We start from the raw sequence: 24,348 nt of genomic DNA on the forward strand, positions 1-24,348 counted from the left end.
TCGCCGACCGACGTCACACTGATCAATTGCGCGCGAGTGTATGACTGGCAAGGGCTCAATGACCGTTTTGAGCCCAAACCGGTTGCGCTTTCTGGATGGGACCTCTTTGCTCTGACTACCGGGCTGACATTGCTCTCTCTACAAGCTAGTTTCCAACAAGCGGGGAGAGCAACATGGAAAAGAGGCTTGCTGCGGTGCTGGCGGCTGATGTCGCCGGATACTCGGCGTTGATGGATCAGGATAGGGACGGCACACTCAAAGCGCTCAAGGCTTTCCGTGAGGATCATCTAATACCCGCTTTGGCAGCCCATGATGGTCGACTGATCAAAAGCATGGGCGACGGATGGATTGTTGAGTTTCGCTCCGCATCAGCCGCGACAGAATGCGCGATTGCTGTTCAGGTTGCTGAGCGACCGCAGGAAATCCAAATCCGCATTGGCATACATACCGGGGAAGTCGTTTCGGAAGGCGATGACATATTCGGTGACGGTATCAACATAGCTGCCCGTCTCGAGGCATTAGCGGAACCCGGGCAAATATTGATTTCAGACACCGCACATAACAGCCTAGACAGGAATGCTGCCGCCTCGTTCTCTGGCGGCCAGCACGCCGAACTGAAGAACATTGCCCGCCCCGTTGGCGTGTGGCAGTGGCCTGTCGGTTCGGCGGCTACAAGTCCAACTGTCAAATCGGAGAAACCCGGTATTGCTGTGCTGCCGTTTGACAATATGTCGGGCGACACTGAACAAGAGTTTTTCGCCGATGGAATTACCGAGGACATCATAACAGAGTTGTCTCGGTTTCGTTGGTTGATGGTCGTGGCGCGAAACTCGTCTTTTACATTCAAAGGAAAGAGCACTGACATTCGCGAAGTTGGGCAGGCGCTCGGCGTGAGATATGTGCTTGAAGGGTCTGTGAGGCGCGCAGGCCAGCGTCTGCGGATAACAGGACAGTTAATTGATGCAGAGAATGGCAGCCATATTTGGGCCGATCGTTTCGATGGGATGCTGGACGATGTTTTTGACCTTCAAGATCAGGTCACACAGGACGTTGTCACGGCAATCGAACCGTCCGTTCGCCATGCCGAGACGGTTCGCGCTCGGGCGAAACCGACAGAAAACCTCGACGCGTATGAACTTTACCTCCAGGCTCAGTCACATTTTCACCTGCTGACCGACCAAGACAACCGTGAGGCCATTCGCCTTACACGTCTGGCGTTAGAGCGCGATCCTGATTATTCGTCGGCAGCTGGATTGCTTGCGTGGCTGCATATTCAAAGGATGGTGCAAGGGCTGAAACCGATTGACGAAGGGCCGAAGGCCGCCGTAGCCGCAGCAGAACGTGTATTGTTAAGTGATCGAGCGGATGGAATTGCGTTGGCTTACGCCGCACACTCGATCTCTATGCTTGCACAAGACTTGCCGCGAGCTCGCGCAGTTTTCAAACAAGCACTAGCCGAAAATCCAAATGCTGCGACCGTTCACATGCTCGCTGGCATAAACCTGAATTTTCTCGACAGACCCGAAGAAGCTCTGGAACACGCGACACACTCGATCAATCTCAGCCCAAAAGATCCGATGCGGCACGCAGCCTATGTCGGGCAAGCCTCCGCATTTTTCCAACTTGGGCGTTACGCCGAAGCTGTAGAGGCCAATCGAAACGCCTTGGCCATTAGGGCGAAATTCGTGATTACGCATCTCATGCTCATCGCATCCTTGGCTCAAAACGGAGACCTTGAGTCAGCAACGGCTGCGGTATCTGAACTGAAGGAGCTTCGTCCAGATCTCGACATTAAAGAACAAACGAAACTCCCCATATTCAGCGTTCCCGAATGCTCGGAGCAATGGCGGGATGGATGGCTAAAAGCTGGCCTTCCAATCTGAGAAAGCAAAATCAAGCAGGCGATCCAATCCAACGGCTTCTTCCGCAAACCGGCCATTGGAAATGTCTTTCCCTTCGAAAACAACTGCTAGAATACCCGTTTTATGGTGGCATACAGTGCCGTGGGATACGGCTGACATTTCTCCACTCTTGGGATTGGACCGGCGCAAAACTGTATCCCTGTTGCACTTGAATTGAACGCGTTCGCCCTTGCTCTGGCAATTCCCTGCTTTAGGGTGCGCAGCGTTGCGAGCGGAAGGAATTTGAGATGAAAAAGAACCCATTGGGGCGCACTGGTATTGAAGTGACGGATTTGTGCCTTGGCACCATGACATTCGGCACGCAGACCTCTGAGGCGGATGCGCATACGCAGATCGACATGGCGCTGGAAGCTGGGCTCAATTTTATTGACGCGGCTGAGATGTACCCAGTGAACCCGATCTCGAAAGAAACCGTGGGTCGGACTGAGGAAATTCTTGGCAATTGGATCGCGGCAAACCCTGCTCGGCGGGGGGAGTACGTTCTGGCGACCAAGCATTCGGGTGCTGGCTTTACCCATGCCCGTGACGGGGCACCGATCTCCGCGCAAACGATCCCCGAGGCGATCGAGGGGTCTTTGCGTCGGTTGCAGACTGATTGCATAGATCTTTATCAATTTCACTGGCCCAATCGCGGCAGCTACATGTTTCGGCAGAACTGGGAATATGCGCCTACCGGTCACAACACCGACGAAGTGTTGGAAAATATGCAGGAATGCCTTGAAGCCCTGCAAAAGCAGGTCGACAAGGGCAATATCCGGGCATTCGGCCTGTCGAATGAAAGCGCATGGGGCACCGCGCAATGGCTTCGATTGGCCGAGGAGACTGGCGCGCCGCGGGTCGTTTCGGTTCAAAATGAGTATTCGCTGCTTTGCCGCCATTTCGACACCGACATGGCCGAGTTAAGCGTGCACGAAGACGTCGGCTTGATGGCATTTTCTCCGCTGGGGGCGGGGTTTCTGACCGGCAAGTATCAGGACGGAGCGGTTCCCAAGGGCTCGCGCATGGATTTGGTTCCGACCATGGGCGGGCGCAAATACGAACGTGTGTTTGGGGCCGTGGATGCCTACCTGGAAATCGCGCAGCGGCACGGACTGGACCCGGTGCATATGGCGCTGGCGTGGTGTCGGACGCGGCCGTTCATGATGTCCGCCATTTTTGGCGCGAGCACAGTTTCGCAGCTGGCGCATATTCTGGACGGCAAGGACCTGCAATTGGGGGATGACGTCCTGAAGGACATCAGCGCGGCGCATCGCGCGCATCCGATGCCCTTCTAGGGGTTCTGCCCCCGACGCGCTTTGCGTGCCCCCTGGGGGGTAGCCAGATGAATGGGGGCGGTCAGTGATGCGTGGGCTGGATTCTGTCCTGACGGAGGTCTCTCGCCGACTGACCATGGGCGGTGCGGAAGGCACGGGCAAAGCTGGATTGCGAGGCAAATCCTGTAGCGAGTGCTACGTCCATCAGGGGCATGTCAGTGTCGGTGACCAGACGGCGGGCTTCCGCCAGGCGCAGTTGCAGATAGTGGTCTTGTGGCGTCGTATTCAGGCGCAGGCGGAACTGTTGCTGCAGGGTGCGGGGGCTGGTGCCCAAGGTATCGGCAATGTCGGCCAAGGGCAGAGGGTCCTCCAGTGACCTTTCCATCAGCGAGTTTGCCTTTGCTGTCAAGGCCGTATGGCGGTGCGGTGCGCCTGTACGGCTTTGCGGTTTCGAGGGTTCGGGCGCACCTTCGTAAAGGAACAGGCCGGACACGCGAGCGGCAAAACCTGCGCCGTGGCGCGCGGCGATGATGTGCAGCATCATCTCGACTGCCGGGATCGCGCCGCCAGATGTGAGGCGGTTGTCTGACACGGTGAACCGGTCAGGGCGAACATCAACTTCGGGGAAGCGGGTCGCGAAACTTTCCAGATCTTCCCAGTGTGTCGTAGCCGAGTGACCGTTAAGAAGGCCGGCTTCTGCCAGCAGCCACGGGCCGCCGTCGATGCCGGCCATAGTGGCTCCGGTGGCTGCAATCCGGCGTAGACCTGCCAGCAGGCTGGGTGTGGCGTGGCGGGCAAGCTGGAACCCGGCAACGACGATCATCAGGTCGCAGCTCTGTAGTCGTGCCAGTGGCATACCCGGAACATTCAAGGCACTGGTCAGCATCGCTGGTTCGGAAGTGGCCGTCACATAATCCCAGTCAAAGGCCGGGCGGTCTGCCAGACGGTTGGCGGCGCGCATCGGATCAACGGCCGAGGCAAAGCTGAGCGTGTTGCATTCATCCAGAACCAGTACGGCCGTTTTCAGGGCGCGATGTTCGGGCTGCAATATGTTTTTTGCGGATTTCATCAAGTTCGATTCGCATTCTGGCAAGTTGTTTCCACAAGGCTGCGTCAGAGTTGCGGGTAACGCAAATCGGAATCCGGGGAGAAGCCTGAGGATAACTTGGGTCAAAACCGGGTATAAGTTGGGGAAAACACCATGCCACTGGAAATGAACCGCGAAGTCTTCATCACCTGTGCCGTCACCGGCTCGGGCGGAACGCAGGATCGCAGCCCGCATGTACCACGTTCACCGAAGCAGATTGCAGAAAGTGCGATCGCGGCGGCCAAAGCCGGCGCGGCTATCGTGCATTGTCACGTACGCGACCCCGAAACCGGCGCGCCCAGCCGCCGGTTGGACCTGTACCGCGAGGTGACCGACCGCATTCGCGAGGCCGAAGTAGACGTGGTGCTGAACCTGACAGCAGGTATGGGCGGTGACATGATCTTTGGCCCGACAGAATCTCCTTTGCCGTTGAACGAGGAAGGTACCGACATGATCGGCGCAGCCGCGCGGGTCGAGCATGTGGCCGAGTGTCTGCCCGAGATATGTACCTTGGACTGCGGTACCATGAACTTTGCCGAAGCCGACTATGTCATGACCAACACGCCGGGCATGCTGCAGGCAATGGGGCGGATGATGACACATTTGGGCGTGAAGCCCGAGATCGAAGCCTTTGACACCGGCCATCTGTGGTATGCGAAGCAACTGGTAAAGGACGGCATTCTGGACAGCCCGGCTCTGGTTCAGTTGTGCATGGGTGTGCCGTGGGGCGCACCGGATGATCTGAATACCTTTATGGCCATGGTCAACAATGTCCCGGATGACTGGACATTCAGCGCCTTTGCGCTGGGACGAAACCAGATGGCCTATGCATCGGCATCGGTGCTGGCTGGCGGTAATGTGCGTGTCGGGCTCGAAGACAACCTGTGGCTGGACAAAGGCGTTCTGGCGGAAAACTGGCAGCTGGTTGAACGCGCCAACACCATCGTTTCGAACATGGGTGCGCGCGTGATCGGTGCGCAGGAAGTGCGCGAGAAGCTGGGGCTGGTGAAGCGGGCGCCTAAGGGCTGAAACTTCGCCTTGCAGAGTTTTCGCAAAGCCAAGACACCGGGGCATCAACTGAAGGAATGACTTGTGAAAGTGATGTCGCGGTGTTTGGCGCTTGTCGGAGCAGGATTTCTGGCGGCTTGTCTTCCAACGGATGACAAGGCGGAGGCTGAGCCACCTCAGAATGAGCGGCAGGCTTGCGAGGCCAAAGGCGGAACTTACGAGGTTGCGGGCAAAGCCCAGCAGTATGTGTGCATCCTGCCGTTGGCGGATGCGGGCAAGACCTGTGAAACAGGTTCGGACTGCGAGGGCTTTTGCCTGTCAGAGACCAAACAATGCAGCGCGGTCACGCCGCAGTTCGGATGCATTCCGCATCTGGATGAGACGGGGCGCGAGCTGGTGATTTGTATCGACTAGGAAAAGATATGACAAAAACAGCAGCTATCATCGGTGGTGGTGTGATCGGCGGCGGATGGGCCGCCCGGTTTCTGCTTAACGGCTGGGATGTCCGGGTGTTCGACCCGGACCCAGAGGCCGAGCGTAAGATTGGCGAGGTTCTGGACAATGCACGGCGGTCTCTGCCGGGGCTGAGTGACGTGCCATTGCCGGCTGAAGGCACGCTGACCTTCCATGATGAGATGGCAGACGCTGTACAGGGGGCCACTTGGATTCAGGAAAGCGTACCTGAGCGGCTGGACCTGAAGCTGAAGGTCTATAAAGGCTTGCAAGAGGCATGTGACGCGGAAGCGATCATCGGCTCTTCGACCAGCGGATTTAAACCGTCCGAATTGCAGGAAGGGGCGCTGCGTCCCGACCAGATCGTAGTGACGCACCCGTTCAATCCAGTCTACCTGCTGCCTCTGATCGAGCTGGTGCCCACCGAGAAGAACCCGCCTGAAATGGTGGAGCGTGCGCAAGAGTTATTGAAATCAGTCGGGTTCTTCCCGCTGCACGTCAAGAAAGAAATCGATGCGCATATTGCAGACCGGTTCCTCGAAGCAGTCTGGCGTGAGGCGCTGTGGCTGGTCAAAGACGGTATCGCAACCACCGAAGAAATCGACGAAGCGATCCGCATGGGCTTTGGTATCCGCTGGGCGCAGATGGGTCTGTTCGAGACCTATCGCGTCGCTGGCGGAGAGGCCGGGATGCGGCATTTCATGGCGCAGTTTGGTCCGGCACTGAAATGGCCGTGGACCAAGTTGATGGATGTCCCGGAGTTCACGGATGAACTGGTGGACATGATCGCGGATCAGTCGGACGCACAATCCGGAATGCACTCGATCCGCGAATTGGAGCGTATCCGCGACAACAACCTTGTTGGCATGATGCGGGCGCTCAAGGCGCAGAACTATGGGGCCGGTGCGGTTCTGAACCAGCATGATGCAGCGTTGAAACCGGGTGCTTTGCCAACGATGGAGCAGGCCGATCTGAGCCAGCCGATCCTGACGCTGGCGCGTGCAGTGCCGTTGGATTGGACGGATTATAATGGCCACATGAATGAGGCCCGGTACCTTGAAGCCTTCGCCGCCGCGACCGACCGCTTCATGGAAATCATGGGTTGCGATGCCGATTACATCGCCTCTGGAGGCAGCTACTTTACCGCTGAAAATCACATCCGTTACGTCGATGAAGTAAAGGCTGGCGCGAAGATCGAAGTGCGTACGCAGATGCTGTTGGGGCAGGGCAAAAAGCTGCACGTGTTCCACTCAATGTACAAAGGCGACAAGCTGTTGGCCACGGGTGAAAGCTTTTTGCTGCATGTCAGCTTGGAAACCCGCCGCCCAAGCGTACCTTCAGCCGAGATCGAAGCCGCCATGGCTCGGATCACTGAGGCGCAGGCTGGATTGCCCTATCCGGAAGGTGCCGGTGCAGCGATCCGGAAACCGGCATGAGTGGGCGCGTTCTGATCACGGCCGGCGCGTCAGGCGTTGGTCGCGCCATGGCCGAAGCCTTCGACAATGCCGGTGCAAAAGTCTGGGTGGCGGATGTCGACCCGTTAGCCCTTGCAGAGTGCCCGGCCCATTGGCAGCGCTCTGAGGTGAATGTCGCGGATGAGGATGCCGTGACTGCCTTGTTCAATGACATCGAGGCACAATGGGGCGGGTTGGATACCCTGTGCGCAAATGCCGGGATTGCGGGGCCGACGGCCTCGGTCGAAGATGTTGCGCTGGACGATTGGCGCATGTGTCTTTCGGTGAACCTGGAAGGGGCCTTTTTGTGCGCCAAATACGCGTCTCCAATTCTGAAACGACAAGGCAGCGGCGCGGTGGTCATTACGTCTTCGACTGCGGGACAATACGGTTATCCCAATCGCGCGCCCTATGCGGCGGCGAAATGGGGGATGATTGGGCTGGCTAAAACGCTGGCGATGGAGCTGGGCACACACGGGGTGCGATGCAATGTCATTTGTCCAGGCGCGGTTGAAGGCCCGCGGATGGAAGGCGTCCTGCAGCGCGAGGCCGATGCCAAAGGCATGACACGGGATCAGGTCTATGAGGGATACGCCTCGGGAACCTCAATGGGCCGCTTTGTCGAAGGGCACGACATTGCCAATATGGCTGTATTCCTTGCATCGGATTCAGCCCGATTGGTGTCGGGGCAGGTGATTGCCGTCGACGGGCATACGGTCAACCCCGACCCAAAGGTTTAACCCTGATTGGGGCCGCGAATCTGGCGGATGCTCTGCCGGACTGCCTGCCAGTCACGTGCTTGCTGCATATTCCCGGCTGCCTTGCATTCGCGCATTTTCTGCGCTGCTTCGGCCTCTGCCTGATCTCCATGCGCTGTATAAAGCGCCCGTGCATATTGAGCGGTTTTTAGTGCGTCCATTCCTATGGTCCTCCGTCTGTGATCGGATCGCTCGAAGGTTCGCGCCAAGTGACGATATCACAGGTTGGCGGCTTGCGCATCCGTGGGACCGCTATCAGGCGGAAATCGTTGACCGCAGCTGCCTGAGATGTTCGGGAAAATCTCGCGCAGTTACATCCGCTTCGCGCACCAAAGTATCGAAATGACGGGTAAAAGTTTCAATTCTGTCTCGGTCCCGAAAGGCCATATAGTGGCTGCCTGCGTAAAATACGCACAGCAACGGGCCGAAAATCGTGACTGGTGCAGAATAAAGTCGCTTGGCGTCGAAAAGATAGATGCGCATACGGGGGTAGAGTTGATCACTCAGGTCTAACAGGTGGTCGATCTGATCCATCCGGATTTTTGGGCACAAGCCTTCGTAGTAGCCCGTCGCGCGGGCAAAACTGTCGATCTCATACAGTGGCATGGCGATTTCATAGTCCGATTGCGCGCTGCGCATCCAAGTCAGCCTGTCTGCCGATGCGCCGATGGCCTGATCTGCTGTGCGTCCCAGATGCGGGGCGTATTCCCATTCCAGCACAGCTCGGGTCTTCAACATGTCGGGCAGTGTGGCGGGCACATAGCGAACCTTGTAGCCAGCAGCCTCTTTGTGCCATTCGAAAATACGTTCATCGACCAATGCGCGCGGCGCTTTTGTCATACTTAGAGAGCTTGCCAAAAGCTCGGCCGCGCTTTCGGGCCGGTCCGACAGGCTCAGCAACCAATCCGCAGAAACCCCAAGCGCCGAGGCGCAACTGCCCACAACATGCGCGTTCGGCAGCCGAGCGCCTTCGCCGGTTAAAAGCTGGGAAACGGTTGACCGGTCCACACCAATGCTTCGGGCCAGCGCACTTTGCGTGACGTGCTGCTCTTCCATGGCGCGAGCAAGGCGTAGTCGAAACTGCGCAGCTCGGTCTCTTTTGTCGATCTTATCCTGCATGTGATGATAAATATCACGTATGATGAGTTTTGTTAATCATATTCAGAATTTTCAATCCTGCCTGTGATCCGTAATTCTTAAAGCATAACAATAATATGGGTGACGGAATGGAAACGCGACGAAGATCGGTCGTGAAAGCTGTGGTGTGGAATGCGATGGGCTTGGTCATGATGACCTTGGTGGGTCTGATCGCGACAGGCTCTGCCGCAGTTGGTGGGACTCTGGCAATTGTGAACACGGGCATCGGCCTAACGATGTACGTGATTTACGAACGTGTCTGGGCTGGTATCACATGGGGCCGAAATGTCTGAGCGGCCAGGTCCCGAATGGGGCACCTTTGCCCTTATAGTTGCGTGCTATGCAGCTTGGCTTGCTGTGATCTTCATGTTCCCGGTTTGGCTAGCCATTCCCGCAATGGGATTGGTCGCGGCGCTGCACTCATCGCTGACCCATGAGGCGCTGCATGGACATCCTTTTCGCACCCGTTGGCTGAACGAGGCACTGCTGGCGCTGCCGTTGACTTTGTTCATCCCATATAACCGGTTCCGCGACCTGCATCTGGCGCATCACAGGGATTCGACCCTGACTGATCCGTATGACGACCCCGAGTCGAACTATCTGGACCCCAAGGTTTGGAATACGCTCAAAGGCTGGCAGAAGCGGTTACTGACGGCGAACAATACGTTGCTTGGTCGTATGGTGTTGGGCCCGGCGATTGGTCAATACACCTTCCTTCGGGATGAGCTGCGCGGCGCTAAACGCGGAGACAAAGACATATTACTGGCCTGGGGGCTGCACCTGATCGGAGCCACTGTGGTTTTGTGGATAGTCGCCCAATCGCCAATGCCGCTGTGGGCCTTTGTTCTGTCAGCGTACATTGGGTTGGGTTTGGTCAAGATCCGGACGTTTCTCGAACACAGGGCGCATGAAGACTCGGGTGCCCGTACCGTCATAGTCGAAGATCGCGGATTGCTATCTTTCTTGTTTTTAAACAACAATCTGCACGTCGTTCATCATATGAATCCCGGTGCGCCCTGGTACCGATTGCCCGCTCTTTATCGGGCTGGAAGAGATCGGTATCAGTCAACGAACGAGGCCTACGTCTATCGGTCCTATGGCCAGATTTTCCGCTCGTACTTTTGGCGCGCGAAGGACCCAGTGGCGCATCCGCTCTGGCCAAAGGGCTGATTTGCCGACACAAGGGGATTCATGAGTTTGTGGATTCCCGTCACCATCGCCGCCGCGGCATTTCAGACCGTGCGGTTCATGCTGCAAAAATCGCTGAGCACCGTGAAACTTACGGCTGCCGGTGCGACTTTTGCCCGATTTGCCTATTCCATGCCTTTGGCCGTTCTCGCGTTGATCGTGGCAATGAAGGTAACCGGTTACAGCCTGCCAGTCCTGACCGGAAGATTCTGGCTGTTTGCAGTGATCGGCGGGACGACGCAGATTTTGGCGACCATTTGTGTCGTGGCCTTGTTCAAACAGCGTAATTTCGCCGTCGGCATTACATTCAAGAAGACCGAGGTTATCCAGACCGCCATCGTCGGATTTCTTGTCTTGGGTGATCAGGTGTCATCGGGCGCATTGTTTGCGATAATTCTGGGACTGGTGGCTGTCCTGCTACTGTCAAAAAATCCTGGCGGGGAAGGGGTTTGGTGGGCACATCTCACCAACCGGGCATCGCGCCTTGGGTTGGGTTCTGGTGTTCTGTTCGCCTTCTCATCCGTCAGTTATCGCGGTGCGTCTTTGGAGTTGGGAGACATTGATGCGTGGTATCGGGCGCTGATCACACTGGCTGTGGTCGTATCGTACCAATTCCTGAGCATGGGATTGTGGTTGTTGTGGCGCGACCGGGCTGAGTTGCGCGCGGTTTGGGACACTCGTCGAACCGGCGTCTTTGTCGGCCTCACCAGCCTGAGCGGTTCGTTCTGCTGGTTTTTTGCCTTCACACTGCAAAACGCGGCCTATGTCAAAGCACTGGGCCAGGTCGAACTGATCTTCAGCCTGTTCGCCTCGATCTTGTTTTTCCGCGAAAAAATCACCCGGCGGGAAGTCGCCGGGATGACGTTGCTTGGTGCCTCGATACTGGCGTTGGTGCTTACGATTTAGCCTGCGCGGCGCTCGTCAAAGCTGAGGGCGATGAAGCTGGGCATGTGATCGCCCATGCCGACAACAGCAGGGCCTTTGTCGTCTCTGCGGCCACGGCCCTTGGGTTCCTTGTCCTTCTTGCGGTCGCTCTTCCTGGTTTCGCTTTTCTTAGCGTCAGTCGGTTTGGCTTTCCGCTCGGGCTTTGGCGCGTCTTCTTTGGCTTTGGGTTCTTCGGACTGAACCGGGTTGTCGAGCCTGGGAATTTCTTTTTGGATCAGCTTTTCAATTGCGGCCAGGGCTTTTTCATCTCGTCCTGAACAGATTGTAATTGCTTTGCCATCGCGTCCGGCGCGACCTGTACGGCCAATGCGGTGCACGTAATCTTCAGGGTGCCCGGGAACGTCGAAATTGAACACATGACTTACCGATGGCACATCAAGGCCGCGCGCGGCCACATCTGAGGCGACCAGCAGGCGCAAGGAACCGTCGCGGAAACCATCAAGAGTTTTCATCCGCTGTGATTGGTCCAGATCACCGTGGATCGCTGCAGCGTCATATCCGTATTTTTTCAACGACTTCGCGCAGATATCTACATCGGTTTTGCGATTGCAGAAGATGATTGCGTTGGTGCATTTTTCACCTTCGGCATCGATCAGCGCACGCAGAACCTTTCGCTTGGCGCTGGCCTCGCGATCGCGGCGACCGCCTTTGAACAACACGACACCCTGTTCGATAGTCTCAGACGCTGTAGCTTGGCGCGCAACCTCGACCCGCGTGGGAGCAGACAGGAACGTGTCTGTGATCCGCTCAATCTCTGGTGCCATAGTGGCCGAGAAGAACAGGGTTTGGCGTGTGAACGGTGTCAGCGAGAAGATGCGTTCGATATCGGGGATGAACCCCATGTCGAGCATCCTGTCCGCTTCATCTACAACCATGATCTGAACGCCGGTCAACAGCAGCTTGCCGCGCTCGAAATGGTCCAGCAGACGACCCGGTGTGGCGATCAGAACGTCAACGCCCCGGTCAATCAACGCGTCCTGCTCTTTGAAGCTGACGCCGCCAATCAACAGCGCTTTGGTCAGTTTCAAGTGTTTTGCGTACGTGTCAAAATTCTCAGCCACCTGCGCGGCCAGCTCCCGCGTCGGGCACAGCACCAGCGAACGCGGCATGCGCGCACGAGCGCGCCCACGGGCTAGCAAGGTGATCATCGGCAGCGTGAAACTTGCAGTCTTGCCGGTCCCTGTCTGAGCAATGCCCAGTACATCGCGTCCTTCCAAGGCCGCAGGTATCGCGCCTTCCTGGATTGGGGTAGGGGATTCGTATCCGGCTTCCTCAATGGCTTTGAGGACCTTTGGGTTCAGGTTCAGTTCGTTAAATTTTGTCATGTATGTCCGGTTCATGCGGACACTAGACCTGGCCCGCGCGTCAATGGAATGCCGGGCCCGGATGGCCATGCGCTGTCAGGCACATTTCGGCTTTGCGCGGACATAACAAAATCATGAGGCAGGGTCAAATGAAGAGGTTTTAACCTGACGTCGCCAGTACCTGTTGCAGGTTTTTCGCAACAATTCAGCAGCTTCCGGGAAAGTGTTTCGCAATTTTCGCGTCCAGATCCAGCGGTCTGTGCCGTATCAGCCCGTGCTCTTCCAGCCGCGCCCGCACATCAGGATCAGCGCCGCTGATTTCATCGTAGAAGGCGCGCAGGCCTTCCATACCTTGTTCCGCCTCAATCCAGTTGAATAGCTCGTTCTTGTTCAATCCACCCAGTTCGCGGGCAACATTGGGGGACATGCCGGGTTGGTAAGATCCTCGCTCCATCCGGAATTGATAGTGAGCCAGCCAGTGCTCCCAATCCGGTGCGTGGCGATGGCACAGCTCCAACGCAGGTAGCTCGAACTTGCAAGGCAAAGGCTCTTTGTTCTGAAACAGGTTGTGGATTCGAAAGTTCAGTTTTTCCATGCCCGTACGGGCAAAGAGTTTACCCTGAACATGGCTAAGGAACCCGCCAAGAACAAAGCCGCCGTAATTGGGGTAGATCGATTGTACCGTGGCTGAACGATCCGGGCCGCTGGGGATGTATGCTTTGTACAGATCTTCTCCGCCCGCCATTTCCTCCATCGGTCGAACGCGGACGGCAGGAGTGTCCGAAGGAACGGATTGCAACTGTTCTCGGATCGGATTTGAGGACCACAGGAATTCATCCACGTCGATATGGGCCAACCAGTCCAGATCGGTGTTGCGGTACGCAAATGTTGCATGTAGCGTCTGGCGGACCTGGTGACGTTCCGGGCGGTCGCGTTTGCGTTTCTCCCAAAAGGCATCATCGCAGATCCGCGCTCTGATTTTTGGGTGTTTCCTGAGGGCCAGGTGCGCCTCACGATTGGGTTCGTCCAGGTAGATGTACAGATAATCCGCACCCAGATCGAGGTGATGGGCCGCGAACCTGAGTATGTCGCGGGTCGATCCGCGAACCATTGAGACGATACCCCAGGTCGTCATTTTCGCGTTTCCCGACGCGCTTCGCGCGCCTCACGCATCTTGGCCAATCGGCGGAACACTGTGCCGGGATCGCGGTTCAAAGCGCTGAAAAGATGGTTGGCGAGCGGGGCGATCGTCTCGTCGGTCAGTGCCTGTGTCCAGACCGGTGTCAGAATGTTGATATCCAGCCCTCCTGTCTCGAACGAGAAACCATCCATTTCCATCGGTAGTTCAGCATCTGCCTTGCGCCTTAGCGGGTATGGCAGATCCGGCGCGCGACCAGAGAAAAGACGTTCGAATTCGTACAGCTTCATTAGGCCGAACAGCATGCGCATCGCGTGCCCAACTTCACGTTGAGTTCGCGTGGTACCATGATCGGCAAATGTTTGAATGGAAGACACCTGCCAACGCAGATCAAGATGGTGCAGCAGATGATCCGATTGCTCGGCCCAAAGTCGACAAAAAAGGGCAGGGGCGTGACTGGGCCAGGATCGTTTGCGAAGGTTCGAAATCAGCTGCGCATTCAGAAAGGCCAACTCAGATTTCCCGACGAATTCCTGCGCGATTTGTCGGCGTTTGCGCGCCCAGGATGTATGCGCTTCGCCGGGCTGCGACTGCGTCGCGCTTTCGGGGACAATCTGGCGCGTCAAAAGGGTTAGATCGGCGTCTTCGGCCGGGAGTACCTCGTCCAAAAACTCGAAAGGCGCGCGTCGCCTTTCGAACCTGTTTTGTAGGGCGGGTAGGCCACCCGAATAGGTCAGATCATCATCCATTCGGACTTTCGGCCCGTGCCATCACACCATCATTTCTTTTGTGGCCGTCAGGTTCAGCTCAGGGTAGTCGCGAACGACCCGGTCGATGTCCCACTGAAGGCGTGTAAGATAAACGATATCGCCGTCATGATCATGGGCGATGTGCTGCTTGTTGGCGTTGACGAATTTGTCGACCGCGACCTTATCGCCGCTGACCCAGCGGGCGGATGTGAACTGCGATGCCTCAAAGCGCACGGGCAGGCCGTATTCCATCTCAATCCGGCTGGCCAGCACTTCGAATTGCAGCGCACCAACGACACCAACAATAAAGCCGGAGCCAATCGAAGGCTTGAAAACCTTGGCCGCGCCTTCTTCGGCGAATTGCATCAGGGCTTTTTCCAGATGCTTGGCCTTCATCGGGTCGCCCGGCCGTACGGTTTGCAGTAGCTCTGGTGCGAATGAAGGGATGCCGGTCACGCGGATCGCCTCACCTTCGGTCAGTGTATCACCGATGCGCAGTTGGCCGTGGTTCGGGATGCCAATGATATCACCGGCCCAGGCCTCTTCGGCCAGTTCCCGGTCAGAGGCCAGGAAAAGAACCGGGTTCGAGATCGCCATCGGCTTTTTCGAGCGCACATGGGTCAACTTCATCCCGCGTTTGAAGTGTCCGCTTGCCATGCGGACAAATGCCACGCGGTCGCGGTGTTTGGGGTCCATGTTGGCCTGAACCTTAAAGACAAATCCGGCGACTTTCTTTTCGTCGGGCGCGATCTGACGCGGTTCGGCAGACTGAACCTGCGGCTGTGGACCGTAAGCGCCGATGCCTTCCATCAATTCTTTGACGCCAAACGAGTTGATGGCCGAGCCGAACCAAATCGGGGTCATATGTCCCTCAAGTACCGCTTGCGGATCAAGCTTGGGCAACAGCTCGCGCGCCATCTCAACCTCTTCTAGCAGCTTGTCCAGCAGGTGCTCGGGTACGTGTTCCGCCAGTTTCGGGTCATCCAACCCGTTGATCTCGATGCTTTCAGCCACTTTGTTACGGTCGGCGCGGTCCATCAGTTCCAGCCGGTCGCGCAGCATGTCGTAGCAGCCGATGAAATCGCGACCTACGCCGATTGGCCATGCAGCAGGGGTAACGTCGATCGCCAGCATTTCCTGAATTTCGTCGATGATCTCGAACGTATCGCGGCTTTCCCGGTCCATCTTATTACAGAAGGTCAGGATCGGAAGGTCACGCAGGCGGCAGACTTCGAACAGTTTCTGCGTCTGGCTTTCCACACCTTTTGCGCCGTCGATGACCATTACGGCAGCATCTACGGCGGTTAGCGTGCGATAGGTATCTTCCGAGAAATCGCTGTGGCCGGGCGTATCCACCAGATTGAACCGGAAGTTGTCGTAGTCAAACGACATTGCCGAGGCGGAAACCGAGATACCGCGGTCCTTCTCCATTTGCATGAAGTCTGAGCGTGTTCGTCTTGCCTCACCCTTGGCGCGCACTTGACCCGCCATTTGAATGGCGCCCCCGTACAACAGGAACTTTTCAGTCAGCGTCGTCTTGCCCGCATCCGGGTGTGAGATGATGGCGAATGTCCGGCGCCGAGCGATCTCGGGGGGCAAAACGGGTTGGTTGGTGGCGGTATCAAGCATGAACGCGCGTATATGCGGGGAATCCAGCCGAGGCAAGACAAAGGGGCTGTTCAGAATCGGCTGGCTATGGCAATGAGAACATATAGTGAACAAATGATGGAGAGGTGTGATGAATTTAAAAGAAATTGCAGACGAACTGGTCGCTGGATGCCGGGAAGGCCGGGCCAAAGCGAATTTGGACAAACTTTATGCAGACGATGCCATTTCGGTCGAAGCGACAGATGCCATGGGCATGGGTCGTGAAACCGCAGGGCGTGATGGCATACGTGGCAAACATGAATGGTGGGAAGGCGCGCATGATGTAAGCGGCGCTTCGGTCAGCGAACCGTTTATGCATGGCGACGACCGCTTTGCCGTGATCTTCGAAGTGCAGGGCACAGTGAAGGAAAGTGGCGACAGTTTTGATATGCGCGAAGTAGCTATCTACCATGTCGCAGACGGCAAGATCGTGCGCGAAGAGTTTTTTTACTGACGCCAAGCTGTAAATCTGATTTTTGTGGCCGTGGTGCCGTCGGCAGGTCCGGCGACACCACATCGAGCAGAGACGCAACATTGTAAGGGCGCGAAATGAGGATACGAATGGCAAGGACGGCGGCAATTATTTTGGTCGCTACTTTGTTTTCCTTGGAACTGCCACAAATTGCCAACGCGCATCCTGGTCACGGTGGTCGCCCTGCGCCGACAACAGATGACAGCGGCTGCGCACGGTGCGGAGGCGAGCCCGACGAGAGCCGCGATCAAGAAGGCAACAGCGGTGAGGAAGGCCAATCGAGTGCAATAAGTCTGACCCAAGACGCCAAAGCGCTGTCAGAGCGTTCGTTGCAAACTCAGATCAGAATTAAAAATGCGGGTGCACAGGTTTCCCGTACTTACGCGTCTTTCAAAAGCTCTAACGCGTATACTTCGTCTTCTCGCCGGCAGGCTCTGCGTTCGATGCGCGCTGCGCGGCGGTCAACTGAGCAGCTTGAAAAAGACCTCGGGCGTTTCTTAACCAACCACGCCGAAGACTTGTCGGATGATGTGCGGTCCCAGCTGAAATCGGATATGGCAGTTTTGGCTTCTTCCATTGCGGATCTGTCTGCACAAGAGACGCGTCTGAAAGGCACGCGGCGCTGCACAAGCGGGCAATGCGCCGAAGTTTCTTCAATTCTCGTTCAGCAGCTGGGTTGGATGGGTCAAAGCAGTGATCGTTCGGGCCTGCTTGAATTGCTTGAGACGCTGCAATCTCTGCAGGCGACAGTCGACCAAGAATTTTAGCAACTCAGCCACAGGGTCGTTTTGCTTTGATGGCATCAGACAAAACCCCGCAATACTAAGGAGGGTCCCGATGGATCTGGGAATTAACGGAAAACGCGCGCTGGTTTGTGCCAGCAGCAAAGGCTTGGGTTTGGGTTGCGCCGAGGCTTTGGCCGCTGCCGGTGTTGATCTGGTGATGAACGCACGCGGGTCTGAGGCATTGGAGGCGTCGGCCGATCGTATTCGCACCGAACATGGCGTTCAGGTTCAAACCGTTGCCTGCGATGTGACGTCGGCGGACGGGCAAGCGCAGGTGATCGAAGCCGCACAGGGCGTTGATATTCTTGTGACAAATGCCGGTGGTCCGCCGCCCGGTTTGTGGTCCGACTGGGATCGTGACGATTTCATCAAAGCGCTGGATTCCAACATGCTGACGCCGATTGCGTTCATGAAGGCGCTTTTGCCGGGTATGATGGAGCAAGGTTGGGGCCGGGTGGTCAACATCACCTCGCAATCGGTACGGGCGCCGATCCCGGCGCTGGGTCTGTCGAATGCAGCCCGCACCGGTTTGACTGGTTATGTCGCCGGAACTGCACGTCAGGTCGCGCCAAAAGGCGTGACGATCAACAACTTGCTGCCGGGCATTCACGCCACCGACCGTGCGGATTCGTTGGATGGCGGCGTGGCGGCGCAAAAGGGTATTTCGTTGGACGAGGCGCGTGCCGAACGCGCGGCAACAATCCCGGCGCGTCGGTATGGAACACGCGGCGAATTTGGCGCGGCGTGCGCTTTCCTTTGTTCGCAGCATGCCGGGTTCATCGTCGGGCAAAACATCCTGCTGGACGGCGGCGCGACCAACATGACGATGTGACCATGGCACAGAACTTCTCACTAAAGGATCAATTGTTTAACGCGGAAAAGACCAGCTATTTGGCAGGGCTTTTCGCGGGCGCAGACCCGTCTTTTGATGCCAATTCATTTCACGCGCAGGTCATGTCGCGCCTTCTGGATCTGGAATTGAAAGAGCGGATGGCCTGGATTGCCGACTGCTTGCAACAGGCCGTTCCGGGTGATGTGACTCAGATCGCACCAACACTGTTGCGCGCTTTGCCGTCGCCTTTGGATCCCAGCAAAACGGATGACGATTTTGGGGACTTCATCTTTGCGCCATTAGGTGAGTGGGTTGTTGCCGTAGGAATAGACCATCCGGCGCAGGCATTGGATGTGCTTGAGGAACTAACCCAGAGGTTTTCGATGGAATGGGCCATCCGCCCGTTCCTCAACGCCCATCAGGATTTGGTGCTGTCGAGGATGAATGAATGGTGCGCGCATGACAGCTATCACGTGCGACGGTTGGTTAGCGAAGGCACACGGCCGCGCTTGCCTTGGGGGCAGGCCGTTGCGCTGGAACTGACCGATCCGCTGCCGTTATTGGATCGCCTGCATGCCGATGGGACGCGTTATGTCACCCGCTCGGTGGCCAATCACCTGAACGACATCTCCAAGAAAGATCCCGATCTGGTTTTGGATCGGTTGCAGGAATGGGGCACGAGAGGGCAGCAGGATCAGGATGAGTTGGACTGGATGACCTCGCACACCTTGCGTGGTCTTGTGAAAGCTGGACATCCGCGCGCCATGAAGACGCTGGGTTATGACCCGGACGCCAAGGTCTCGGCCGATGTCACGATCAAAGGCGAGGCACGGATCGGTGGCGCGCTGGAGTTTGATGTTGTGCTGAATGGTAAGGATCAGCAACCGGTTCTTGTGGACTACATCGTTCATTTTCAACGACCTGGCGGAAAAACCTCAGCCAAAGTGCATAAGCTGAAACAAGCTTTGTTGAAGGATGGTGTCCTGACGTTGAGCAAAAAGCATAAGCTCAAGGGCGACGCGACCACGTTCAAACTGGTTCCCGGAGCACATCGGCTTGAGGTTCAGGTGAACGGCAAATTACGCGCGGGTGTAGACTTTGAACTGCTGGCGTGAGGCCAAAGAATCCTCACGCTTTCGTCAGATCGCAAGTGCACGGATTGCGCCAAACCCCGCACTGCATTAGCTGCTATGCAGCCATCAGACAGAAGGATAGCCGCGATGAAGCATGAGGCAGTGCAGAATTACTATGGCGAGGTCCTGCAGGGTAGCTCGGACTTGCAGACAAACGCGTGTTGCACTCCTGATGACATGCCGGATCATGTCAAAAAGATTCTGTCGAAAATCCATGACGAAGTGCTGACCCGTTACTATGGTTGCGGCCTAATCGCGCCGCTGGATCTAGAGGGCATGAGCATTCTGGATCTTGGTTGCGGTGCCGGACGGGATGTCTATGCCCTGTCTGCGATGGTGGGCGAAAAAGGACGCGTTGTCGGCGTGGACATGACGCCCGGGCAACTGGATGTCGCGCGCGCGCATCAAGATTATCACGCGCAGGCCTTTGGGCATGGCGCGTCAAACGTAGAATTCCACCATGGTTATATCGAAAATCTGGATAAGCTGGATCTGGAACCTGGTTCTTTCGACATCATCGTGTCGAACTGCGTGATCAACCTGGCCACCGACAAGGATGCCGTCCTGCGTGGCGCGCAGCGGTTGTTGAAAGACGGGGGCGAGATGTATTTCTCGGACGTTTATTCAGACCGCCGTGTGCCCAAAGAGATGGCCGAGGATGAGGTTCTGTACGGCGAGTGCTTGTCAGGCGCGTTGTACTGGAACGATTTTCTGTCGATGTCGCGCAAGGCTGGCTTTGGCGACCCGCGTCGTGTGACCCACCGTCCGTTGAACATCGAGAACGCGGTTCTGGAGGAGCGAGTCGCACCCCTGAACTTCCTGTCCGCGACCTACCGCCTGTTCAAGTTGCCCGAGTTGGAGCCTGCCTGCGAAGACTACGGTCAGGCGGTGATTTACAAAGGTACTGTCCCCAACGCCCCACATCTGTTTGAACTGGATGATCACCACGCGATTGACGCGGGCAAGGTCTTTCCCGTCTGCGGCAACACATGGATGATGTTGAAAGACACACGTTTTGCCCGGCATTTCGAATTCATCGGCGATTTCTCGACCCATTACGGGATTTTCGAAGGCTGCGGTGGCGAAAGCCCGTTTGAAGTGTCTGGCGAGGCCCCATCCGGCGGCTGTTGCTGATCTCTTGCACCTGAAGGTCGGGGTTGTTATCCCCGCCTAAGCCCGATGGAATTGATCGGGAAAGGCAACGGGGCCCATCGGTGACAGAAAACGCTACTCCTCCTCGGTTGGAAATCCGAAATCTGATCGCCCGATATGAGGGGCGAGTTGTTGTAGATAACGTCTCGCTGACCGTTCAGGCTGGGCAGGTGACGTGTCTGCTGGGGCCATCGGGATGCGGCAAGTCCACGACGCTGCGCATGATTGCTGGCGTCGAGATGCAGGAATACGGTGAAATCTATGTCGATGGCAAACTGATCTGTGACACGGTGTTTCGCGTGCCGCCTGAACGGCGCGAGATCGGGCTGATGTTTCAGGATTTTGCCCTGTTTCCGCATTTGAGCGTGTCTGACAACGTGGCGTTTGGCCTGAGAGGGCATAAGGACGAAAAACGCGCACGCGTCGAAGAGTTGCTGCGCAAAGTCGACCTGATGCGCTTTGTCGACAGCTTTCCGCATCATCTGTCAGGGGGGGAGCAGCAACGTGTGGCGCTGGCTCGGGCCTTGGCACCACGTCCACGGATCATGCTGATGGATGAGCCTTTCTCGGGCTTGGACAACCGCTTACGGGACGGCATTCGGGATGAAACGCTCGCGATCCTCAAGGAAGAGGACGCCGCGGTTGTTCTGGTCACGCATGAACCTGAAGAGGCGATGCGCATGGCGGATGAGATCGCCCTGATGCGGCGTGGCAAAATCGTGCAGCAGGGCGCGCCGTACAACGTTTTCACGCGGCCAGCGGATAAGGCGGCGGTTGCATTTTTCAGTGATATCAACGTACTGCCTGCCAAAGTGAATGGTGCCTTGGCGGAAACGCCGTTTGGGCAGTTTCTGGCCCCTGGAGTGCCGGACAATACGGATGTTGAAATCGTTTTCCGACCCCAGCACGTGCGGCTGGACTTTGATCGGAACGGCAAGGGGCCGCTGCCTACGCCCACAGATGGCGTTGCCGCGCGCGGCGTGGTCGAACGGGCGCGGTTTTTAGGCAACGAAAGCCTCGTTGAATTTCGGATGGACCATGACGGCTCGATCCTGAGGGCGACAGTGCCCAACGTCTTCGTTCCCAACCCGGGGCGGGTCATGTGGCTGACCATCCGTCGCGACAAGTGTTTCGTTTTCCCTGTTTAGGCCCATTAGACACAGTTTAGCGCCAAGTGGTGCGCGAAAGCCTCAGATTGGGTGCCCGCTTTGCTTGCCGCGACGCAGGGGCGGGTCTATCAAGGGCAAAACGCCGGGTGGATGGGGCAATGCGTATTCTTCTGACCAATGATGACGGTATCAATGCACCGGGGCTTATCGCACTTGAGGCGATAGCCGCCGATCTCGCAGGCCCAGAGGGTGAAGTTTGGGTCGTGGCGCCTGCATTCGAGCAGTCAGGTGTTGGTCACTGTATCAGTTACACCCATCCGATGATGGTCGCCAAACTGGGAGAACGTCGCTATGCAGCCGAGGGTTCGCCCGCCGACTGCGTTCTGGCCGGGTTGCATGACGTCATGAAGGACACGCCGCCCGATCTGGTGTTGTCGGGGGTGAACCGGGGCAACAATTCTGCTGAAAACACGCTGTATTCCGGCACCGTGGGCGGCGCGATGGAAGCCGCCCTGCAAGGTGTCCCCGCCATTGCCTTGTCGCAGTATTTTGGGCCGCGGAACCTTGGTCTGGACGATCCCTTTGAGGCTGCAACGCGTTTCGGGGCGGACCTGGTACGGCGTATTTTGAAGGCGACACCTGAAGAACAGGCTGATTACCGACTGTTTTACAACGTTAATTTCCCACCTGTTCCCGCGGACGAGGTTCTGGGAACACGCGTTGCACCACAAGGATATCGCCGGGACACCCATTTCTCGGTTGAACCTCACAGCTCGCCCTCGGGTCGGCGGTTTCTGTGGATCAAGGGTGGCTATCAGCACAATCCAACAGCACCCGGTACAGATGCAGCAGTCAATTTGGGAGGATACATCTCGGTCACACCGATGCGGGCCGATTTGACAGCCCATGACGTTCTGGAACAACTGAAGTCAATCGAATGAGCGGACCTGATCCCGAAACCATTATGCAGTTCCTGTTTGCCCTGCGGTCGCGCGGGGTAACGGATGCGCGCGTATTGGCCGCGATGGAGCAGGTCGACCGGGGACGCTTCGTCACGGGTCTGTTTGCCGAGCGTGCTTACGAAGATACGCCGTTGCCAATTGCCTGCGGGCAGACGATCAGCCAACCCTCGGTCGTTGGGCTGATGACGCAGGCCTTGGATGTGCGCCCGCGTGACACGGTACTGGAGGTCGGTACAGGCTCGGGCTACCAGGCGGCAGTTTTGTCCAAGCTGGCGCGGCGGGTCTATACGGTCGAACGTCATAAGCGTCTGGTGCGCGAAACTGGCCAGCTGTTCCGCGACTTGGGGCTGACCAATGTGACAGCGATGTTGTCCGACGGGTCGTTTGGGTTGTTGGAGCAAGCCCCGTTTGATCGTATCATCGTGACCGCCGCCGCCGAGGACCCGCCCGGGCCGCTCTTGGCGCAGCTCAAAATCGGCGGTATCATGGTATTGCCGGTGGGACAGTCAGATGCGGTTCAGACCCTGATCCGGGTCAGACGCACCGAGACCGGTCTGGACTATGATGAATTGTTGCCCGTTCGGTTCGTGCCCCTGCTAGAAGGGCTTGGCAAAGACGGAGCGTGAAAGAATATTTGCGATAAGCGCTGGAACCCCGGACAACAGGGGCAGGCGGTGAGGACAGTAAAATGAGAGCAGTTTCCAAATCAGCAGTCGCAGCAGGTGTTGCGTCTTTGGCGTTCCTCGCGGGATGCGAAGGTCCCTTAGATTATGACCTGCGCGGCAATGTCGGTGGTTTTTCCACGGCCGATGCGGCGCAGGCGGCTACCGCCAACCGACCCGCGCCGGATGCGCGTGGCGTGATTACTTACCCCAATTATCAGGTGGCCGTAGCGCGCCGTGGCGACACGGTTGGCGATGTCGCCGCCCGGATCGGCTTACCGGCCGAGGAAGTCGCGCGGTTCAACGGACTACAGGCGGCAGACCAGTTGCGAGATGGCGAAGTGATTGCCTTGCCGCGTACCGTAAGCGCAGCCAGCTCAGTTGATATCGCGACAATTGCCGGAACCGCGATTGACGAGGCACCGGCGGATGGATCGGTGCGCACGGCAACACTGGCACCTGCACAACCAGCCGCCGCGCCGGCACCGGCTCCTGCGCCAGCAGGACCTGAGCCCATTCGCCACAAAGTCAAGCGTGGTGAAACCGCATATACAATCGCGCGCCTATACAGCGTACCAGTTGATGCATTGGCCGAGTGGAACGGGCTGGGGTCGGACTTTACCGTGCGCGAAGGACAGTTTCTGCTGATTCCTATCAAGAACCAGCCTGCGCCCCGTCAAGAGGCGGCCGCCGTGACAACAGTCCCTGCGACTACGATCACCCAACCTGGGCAGGGATCGCCGACGCCGACGCCACCCAGCGCAACGCAACCTCTGCCGGATGAAGTCATCAAGCCAGCAGAGCCCGCACCAGACGTGACCGCCGAAGCGCCGACTACGCAAAGCAATTCCGCACTTGGCATGCCTGTTACCGGAACGATCATTCGCACTTATAAAAAAGGCTCGAACGAAGGTATCGACATTGCTGCCGCGCCTGGCAGCCCGGTTAACGCCGCTGCCGCGGGAACCGTTGCCGCAATCACGGCAGACGCTGATCAGGTTCCGATCATAGTGGTAAAGCACAACAGCGACCTGTTGACGGTTTACGCGAATGTCGAAAACATCACTGTGAAAAAGGGTGCTCGCGTCAAGCGCGGCCAAAAGATCGCCTCCTTGCGCGGCGGCGACAATGCCTACGTCCATTTCGAGGTTCGTAAAGGGTTCGAATCTGTCGATCCGGAACCCTATCTGCGGTGACC

Annotated in this window: 25 protein-coding genes; 18 read left to right on the top strand and 7 right to left on the bottom strand. The window is 57.3% G+C overall.

The window, feature by feature from the left end:
• Positions 1-173: 173 nt before the first annotated feature.
• Together GOW92_RS00180 and GOW92_RS00185 are read left to right on the top strand one after the other, a co-directional pair.
• Positions 174-1,883: an adenylate/guanylate cyclase domain-containing protein gene (locus GOW92_RS00180; protein WP_170556929.1), complete on the top strand. Its 1,710-nt coding sequence runs from the start codon at positions 174-176 to the stop codon at positions 1,881-1,883.
• 266 nt (positions 1,884-2,149) lie between these two features.
• Positions 2,150-3,196, top strand: a complete 1,047-nt coding sequence (locus GOW92_RS00185) for an aldo/keto reductase (protein ID WP_170556931.1) — start codon at positions 2,150-2,152, stop codon at positions 3,194-3,196.
• Between the two features lie 61 nt (positions 3,197-3,257).
• Here the strand turns inward: GOW92_RS00185 and GOW92_RS00190 are convergent, their stop codons facing one another.
• Entirely contained in the window at positions 3,258-4,244 is a 987-nt protein-coding gene (locus GOW92_RS00190) for a GlxA family transcriptional regulator (protein ID WP_170556933.1), read from the bottom strand.
• A 132-nt stretch (positions 4,245-4,376) separates the two neighbouring features.
• On the opposite strand from GOW92_RS00190, the gene GOW92_RS00195 reads away from it, so the two are divergent.
• From GOW92_RS00195 to GOW92_RS00210, 4 genes are all read left to right on the top strand, one after another.
• The gene (locus GOW92_RS00195; protein ID WP_155150709.1) at positions 4,377-5,291 is read left to right on the top strand and encodes a 3-keto-5-aminohexanoate cleavage protein; all 915 of its coding nucleotides are present in this window, start codon (positions 4,377-4,379) and stop codon (positions 5,289-5,291) included.
• Between the two features lie 72 nt (positions 5,292-5,363).
• The gene (locus GOW92_RS00200) at positions 5,364-5,684 is read left to right on the top strand and encodes a hypothetical protein (protein ID WP_170556935.1); all 321 of its coding nucleotides are present in this window, start codon (positions 5,364-5,366) and stop codon (positions 5,682-5,684) included.
• 8 nt (positions 5,685-5,692) lie between these two features.
• Complete coding sequence (locus tag GOW92_RS00205) at positions 5,693-7,159, top strand: carnitine 3-dehydrogenase (RefSeq protein ID WP_170556937.1); 1,467 nt, start codon at positions 5,693-5,695, stop codon at positions 7,157-7,159.
• Positions 7,156-7,917, top strand: a complete 762-nt coding sequence (locus tag GOW92_RS00210; RefSeq protein WP_170556939.1) for an SDR family oxidoreductase — start codon at positions 7,156-7,158, stop codon at positions 7,915-7,917. The genes GOW92_RS00205 and GOW92_RS00210 overlap by 4 nt, the downstream gene beginning before the upstream one ends.
• Here GOW92_RS00210 and GOW92_RS00215 read toward each other — a convergent pair.
• Together GOW92_RS00215 and GOW92_RS00220 are read right to left on the bottom strand one after the other, a co-directional pair.
• Positions 7,914-8,096 (bottom strand): hypothetical protein, encoded by a 183-nt coding sequence (locus GOW92_RS00215; RefSeq protein ID WP_170413914.1) that lies wholly within the window; start codon positions 8,094-8,096, stop codon positions 7,914-7,916. The genes GOW92_RS00210 and GOW92_RS00215 overlap by 4 nt on opposite strands.
• Before the next feature lie 94 nt (positions 8,097-8,190).
• A complete protein-coding gene (locus GOW92_RS00220; RefSeq protein ID WP_170556941.1) occupies positions 8,191-9,054 on the bottom strand; it encodes a helix-turn-helix domain-containing protein in 864 nt (287 codons plus the stop codon).
• A gap of 107 nt (positions 9,055-9,161) precedes the next feature.
• On the opposite strand from GOW92_RS00220, the gene GOW92_RS00225 reads away from it, so the two are divergent.
• From GOW92_RS00225 to GOW92_RS00235, 3 genes are read left to right on the top strand one after another with little or no spacing between them, the layout of a single operon-like run.
• Positions 9,162-9,365, top strand: coding sequence for a DUF2061 domain-containing protein (locus GOW92_RS00225; RefSeq protein ID WP_058278218.1), 204 nt, complete (start codon positions 9,162-9,164; stop codon positions 9,363-9,365).
• Positions 9,358-10,242 (top strand): fatty acid desaturase, encoded by an 885-nt coding sequence (locus GOW92_RS00230; protein ID WP_170556943.1) that lies wholly within the window; start codon positions 9,358-9,360, stop codon positions 10,240-10,242. Before GOW92_RS00225 ends, GOW92_RS00230 begins: the two co-directional genes overlap by 8 nt.
• Before the next feature lie 21 nt (positions 10,243-10,263).
• Complete coding sequence (locus GOW92_RS00235) at positions 10,264-11,166, top strand: DMT family transporter (protein WP_170556945.1); 903 nt, start codon at positions 10,264-10,266, stop codon at positions 11,164-11,166.
• On the opposite strand, the gene GOW92_RS00240 is transcribed toward GOW92_RS00235, so the two are convergent.
• The 4 genes from GOW92_RS00240 to GOW92_RS00255 all read right to left on the bottom strand — a co-directional run bounded on the left by GOW92_RS00240 (position 11,163) and on the right by GOW92_RS00255 (position 16,025).
• On the bottom strand, positions 11,163-12,530 hold the full coding sequence (locus GOW92_RS00240) for a DEAD/DEAH box helicase (RefSeq protein WP_170556947.1): 1,368 nt from the start codon (positions 12,528-12,530) through the stop codon (positions 11,163-11,165). The two genes, GOW92_RS00235 and GOW92_RS00240, sit on opposite strands and share 4 nt — an antisense overlap.
• 184 nt (positions 12,531-12,714) lie before the next feature.
• Complete coding sequence (locus GOW92_RS00245) at positions 12,715-13,644, bottom strand: glycosyltransferase family 2 protein (protein ID WP_170556949.1); 930 nt, start codon at positions 13,642-13,644, stop codon at positions 12,715-12,717.
• On the bottom strand, positions 13,641-14,396 hold the full coding sequence (locus GOW92_RS00250) for a hypothetical protein (protein ID WP_170556950.1): 756 nt from the start codon (positions 14,394-14,396) through the stop codon (positions 13,641-13,643). Before GOW92_RS00250 ends, GOW92_RS00245 begins: the two co-directional genes overlap by 4 nt.
• Positions 14,397-14,417: 21 nt before the next feature.
• A complete protein-coding gene (locus GOW92_RS00255; protein ID WP_170556952.1) occupies positions 14,418-16,025 on the bottom strand; it encodes a peptide chain release factor 3 in 1,608 nt (535 codons plus the stop codon).
• Between the two features lie 109 nt (positions 16,026-16,134).
• Between GOW92_RS00255 and GOW92_RS00260 the strand changes: the two genes are divergently transcribed.
• The 9 genes from GOW92_RS00260 (at position 16,135) to GOW92_RS00300 (ending at position 24,346) form a co-directional block, all read left to right on the top strand.
• Positions 16,135-16,497, top strand: a complete 363-nt coding sequence (locus GOW92_RS00260; protein WP_170556955.1) for a nuclear transport factor 2 family protein — start codon at positions 16,135-16,137, stop codon at positions 16,495-16,497.
• 107 nt (positions 16,498-16,604) lie between these two features.
• Positions 16,605-17,282: a hypothetical protein gene (locus GOW92_RS00265; RefSeq protein ID WP_170556957.1), complete on the top strand. Its 678-nt coding sequence runs from the start codon at positions 16,605-16,607 to the stop codon at positions 17,280-17,282.
• A gap of 70 nt (positions 17,283-17,352) precedes the next feature.
• Complete coding sequence (locus GOW92_RS00270) at positions 17,353-18,132, top strand: SDR family oxidoreductase (RefSeq protein ID WP_170556959.1); 780 nt, start codon at positions 17,353-17,355, stop codon at positions 18,130-18,132.
• Positions 18,133-18,134: 2 nt separating this feature from the next.
• On the top strand, positions 18,135-19,247 hold the full coding sequence (locus GOW92_RS00275; RefSeq protein WP_170556961.1) for a hypothetical protein: 1,113 nt from the start codon (positions 18,135-18,137) through the stop codon (positions 19,245-19,247).
• Between the two features lie 105 nt (positions 19,248-19,352).
• Complete coding sequence (locus GOW92_RS00280; RefSeq protein ID WP_170556963.1) at positions 19,353-20,399, top strand: methyltransferase domain-containing protein; 1,047 nt, start codon at positions 19,353-19,355, stop codon at positions 20,397-20,399.
• A gap of 80 nt (positions 20,400-20,479) precedes the next feature.
• Positions 20,480-21,565 (top strand): ABC transporter ATP-binding protein, encoded by a 1,086-nt coding sequence (locus tag GOW92_RS00285; RefSeq protein WP_368040233.1) that lies wholly within the window; start codon positions 20,480-20,482, stop codon positions 21,563-21,565.
• A gap of 119 nt (positions 21,566-21,684) precedes the next feature.
• Positions 21,685-22,467 carry a 5'/3'-nucleotidase SurE gene (surE, locus tag GOW92_RS00290; RefSeq protein WP_170556965.1) on the top strand — a complete coding sequence of 261 codons (783 nt, stop codon included), beginning with the start codon at positions 21,685-21,687 and terminating at the stop codon, positions 22,465-22,467.
• A complete protein-coding gene (locus tag GOW92_RS00295; RefSeq protein ID WP_170556967.1) occupies positions 22,464-23,114 on the top strand; it encodes a protein-L-isoaspartate(D-aspartate) O-methyltransferase in 651 nt (216 codons plus the stop codon). Before surE ends, GOW92_RS00295 begins: the two co-directional genes overlap by 4 nt.
• Positions 23,115-23,176: 62 nt before the next feature.
• Positions 23,177-24,346, top strand: a complete 1,170-nt coding sequence (locus GOW92_RS00300) for a LysM peptidoglycan-binding domain-containing M23 family metallopeptidase (protein ID WP_170556969.1) — start codon at positions 23,177-23,179, stop codon at positions 24,344-24,346.
• The last annotated feature ends 2 nt before the right edge of the window (positions 24,347-24,348 follow it).

It is taken from the genome of Ruegeria atlantica, from assembly GCF_013032505.1.
Taxonomy (GTDB): domain Bacteria; phylum Pseudomonadota; class Alphaproteobacteria; order Rhodobacterales; family Rhodobacteraceae; genus Ruegeria; species Ruegeria atlantica_F.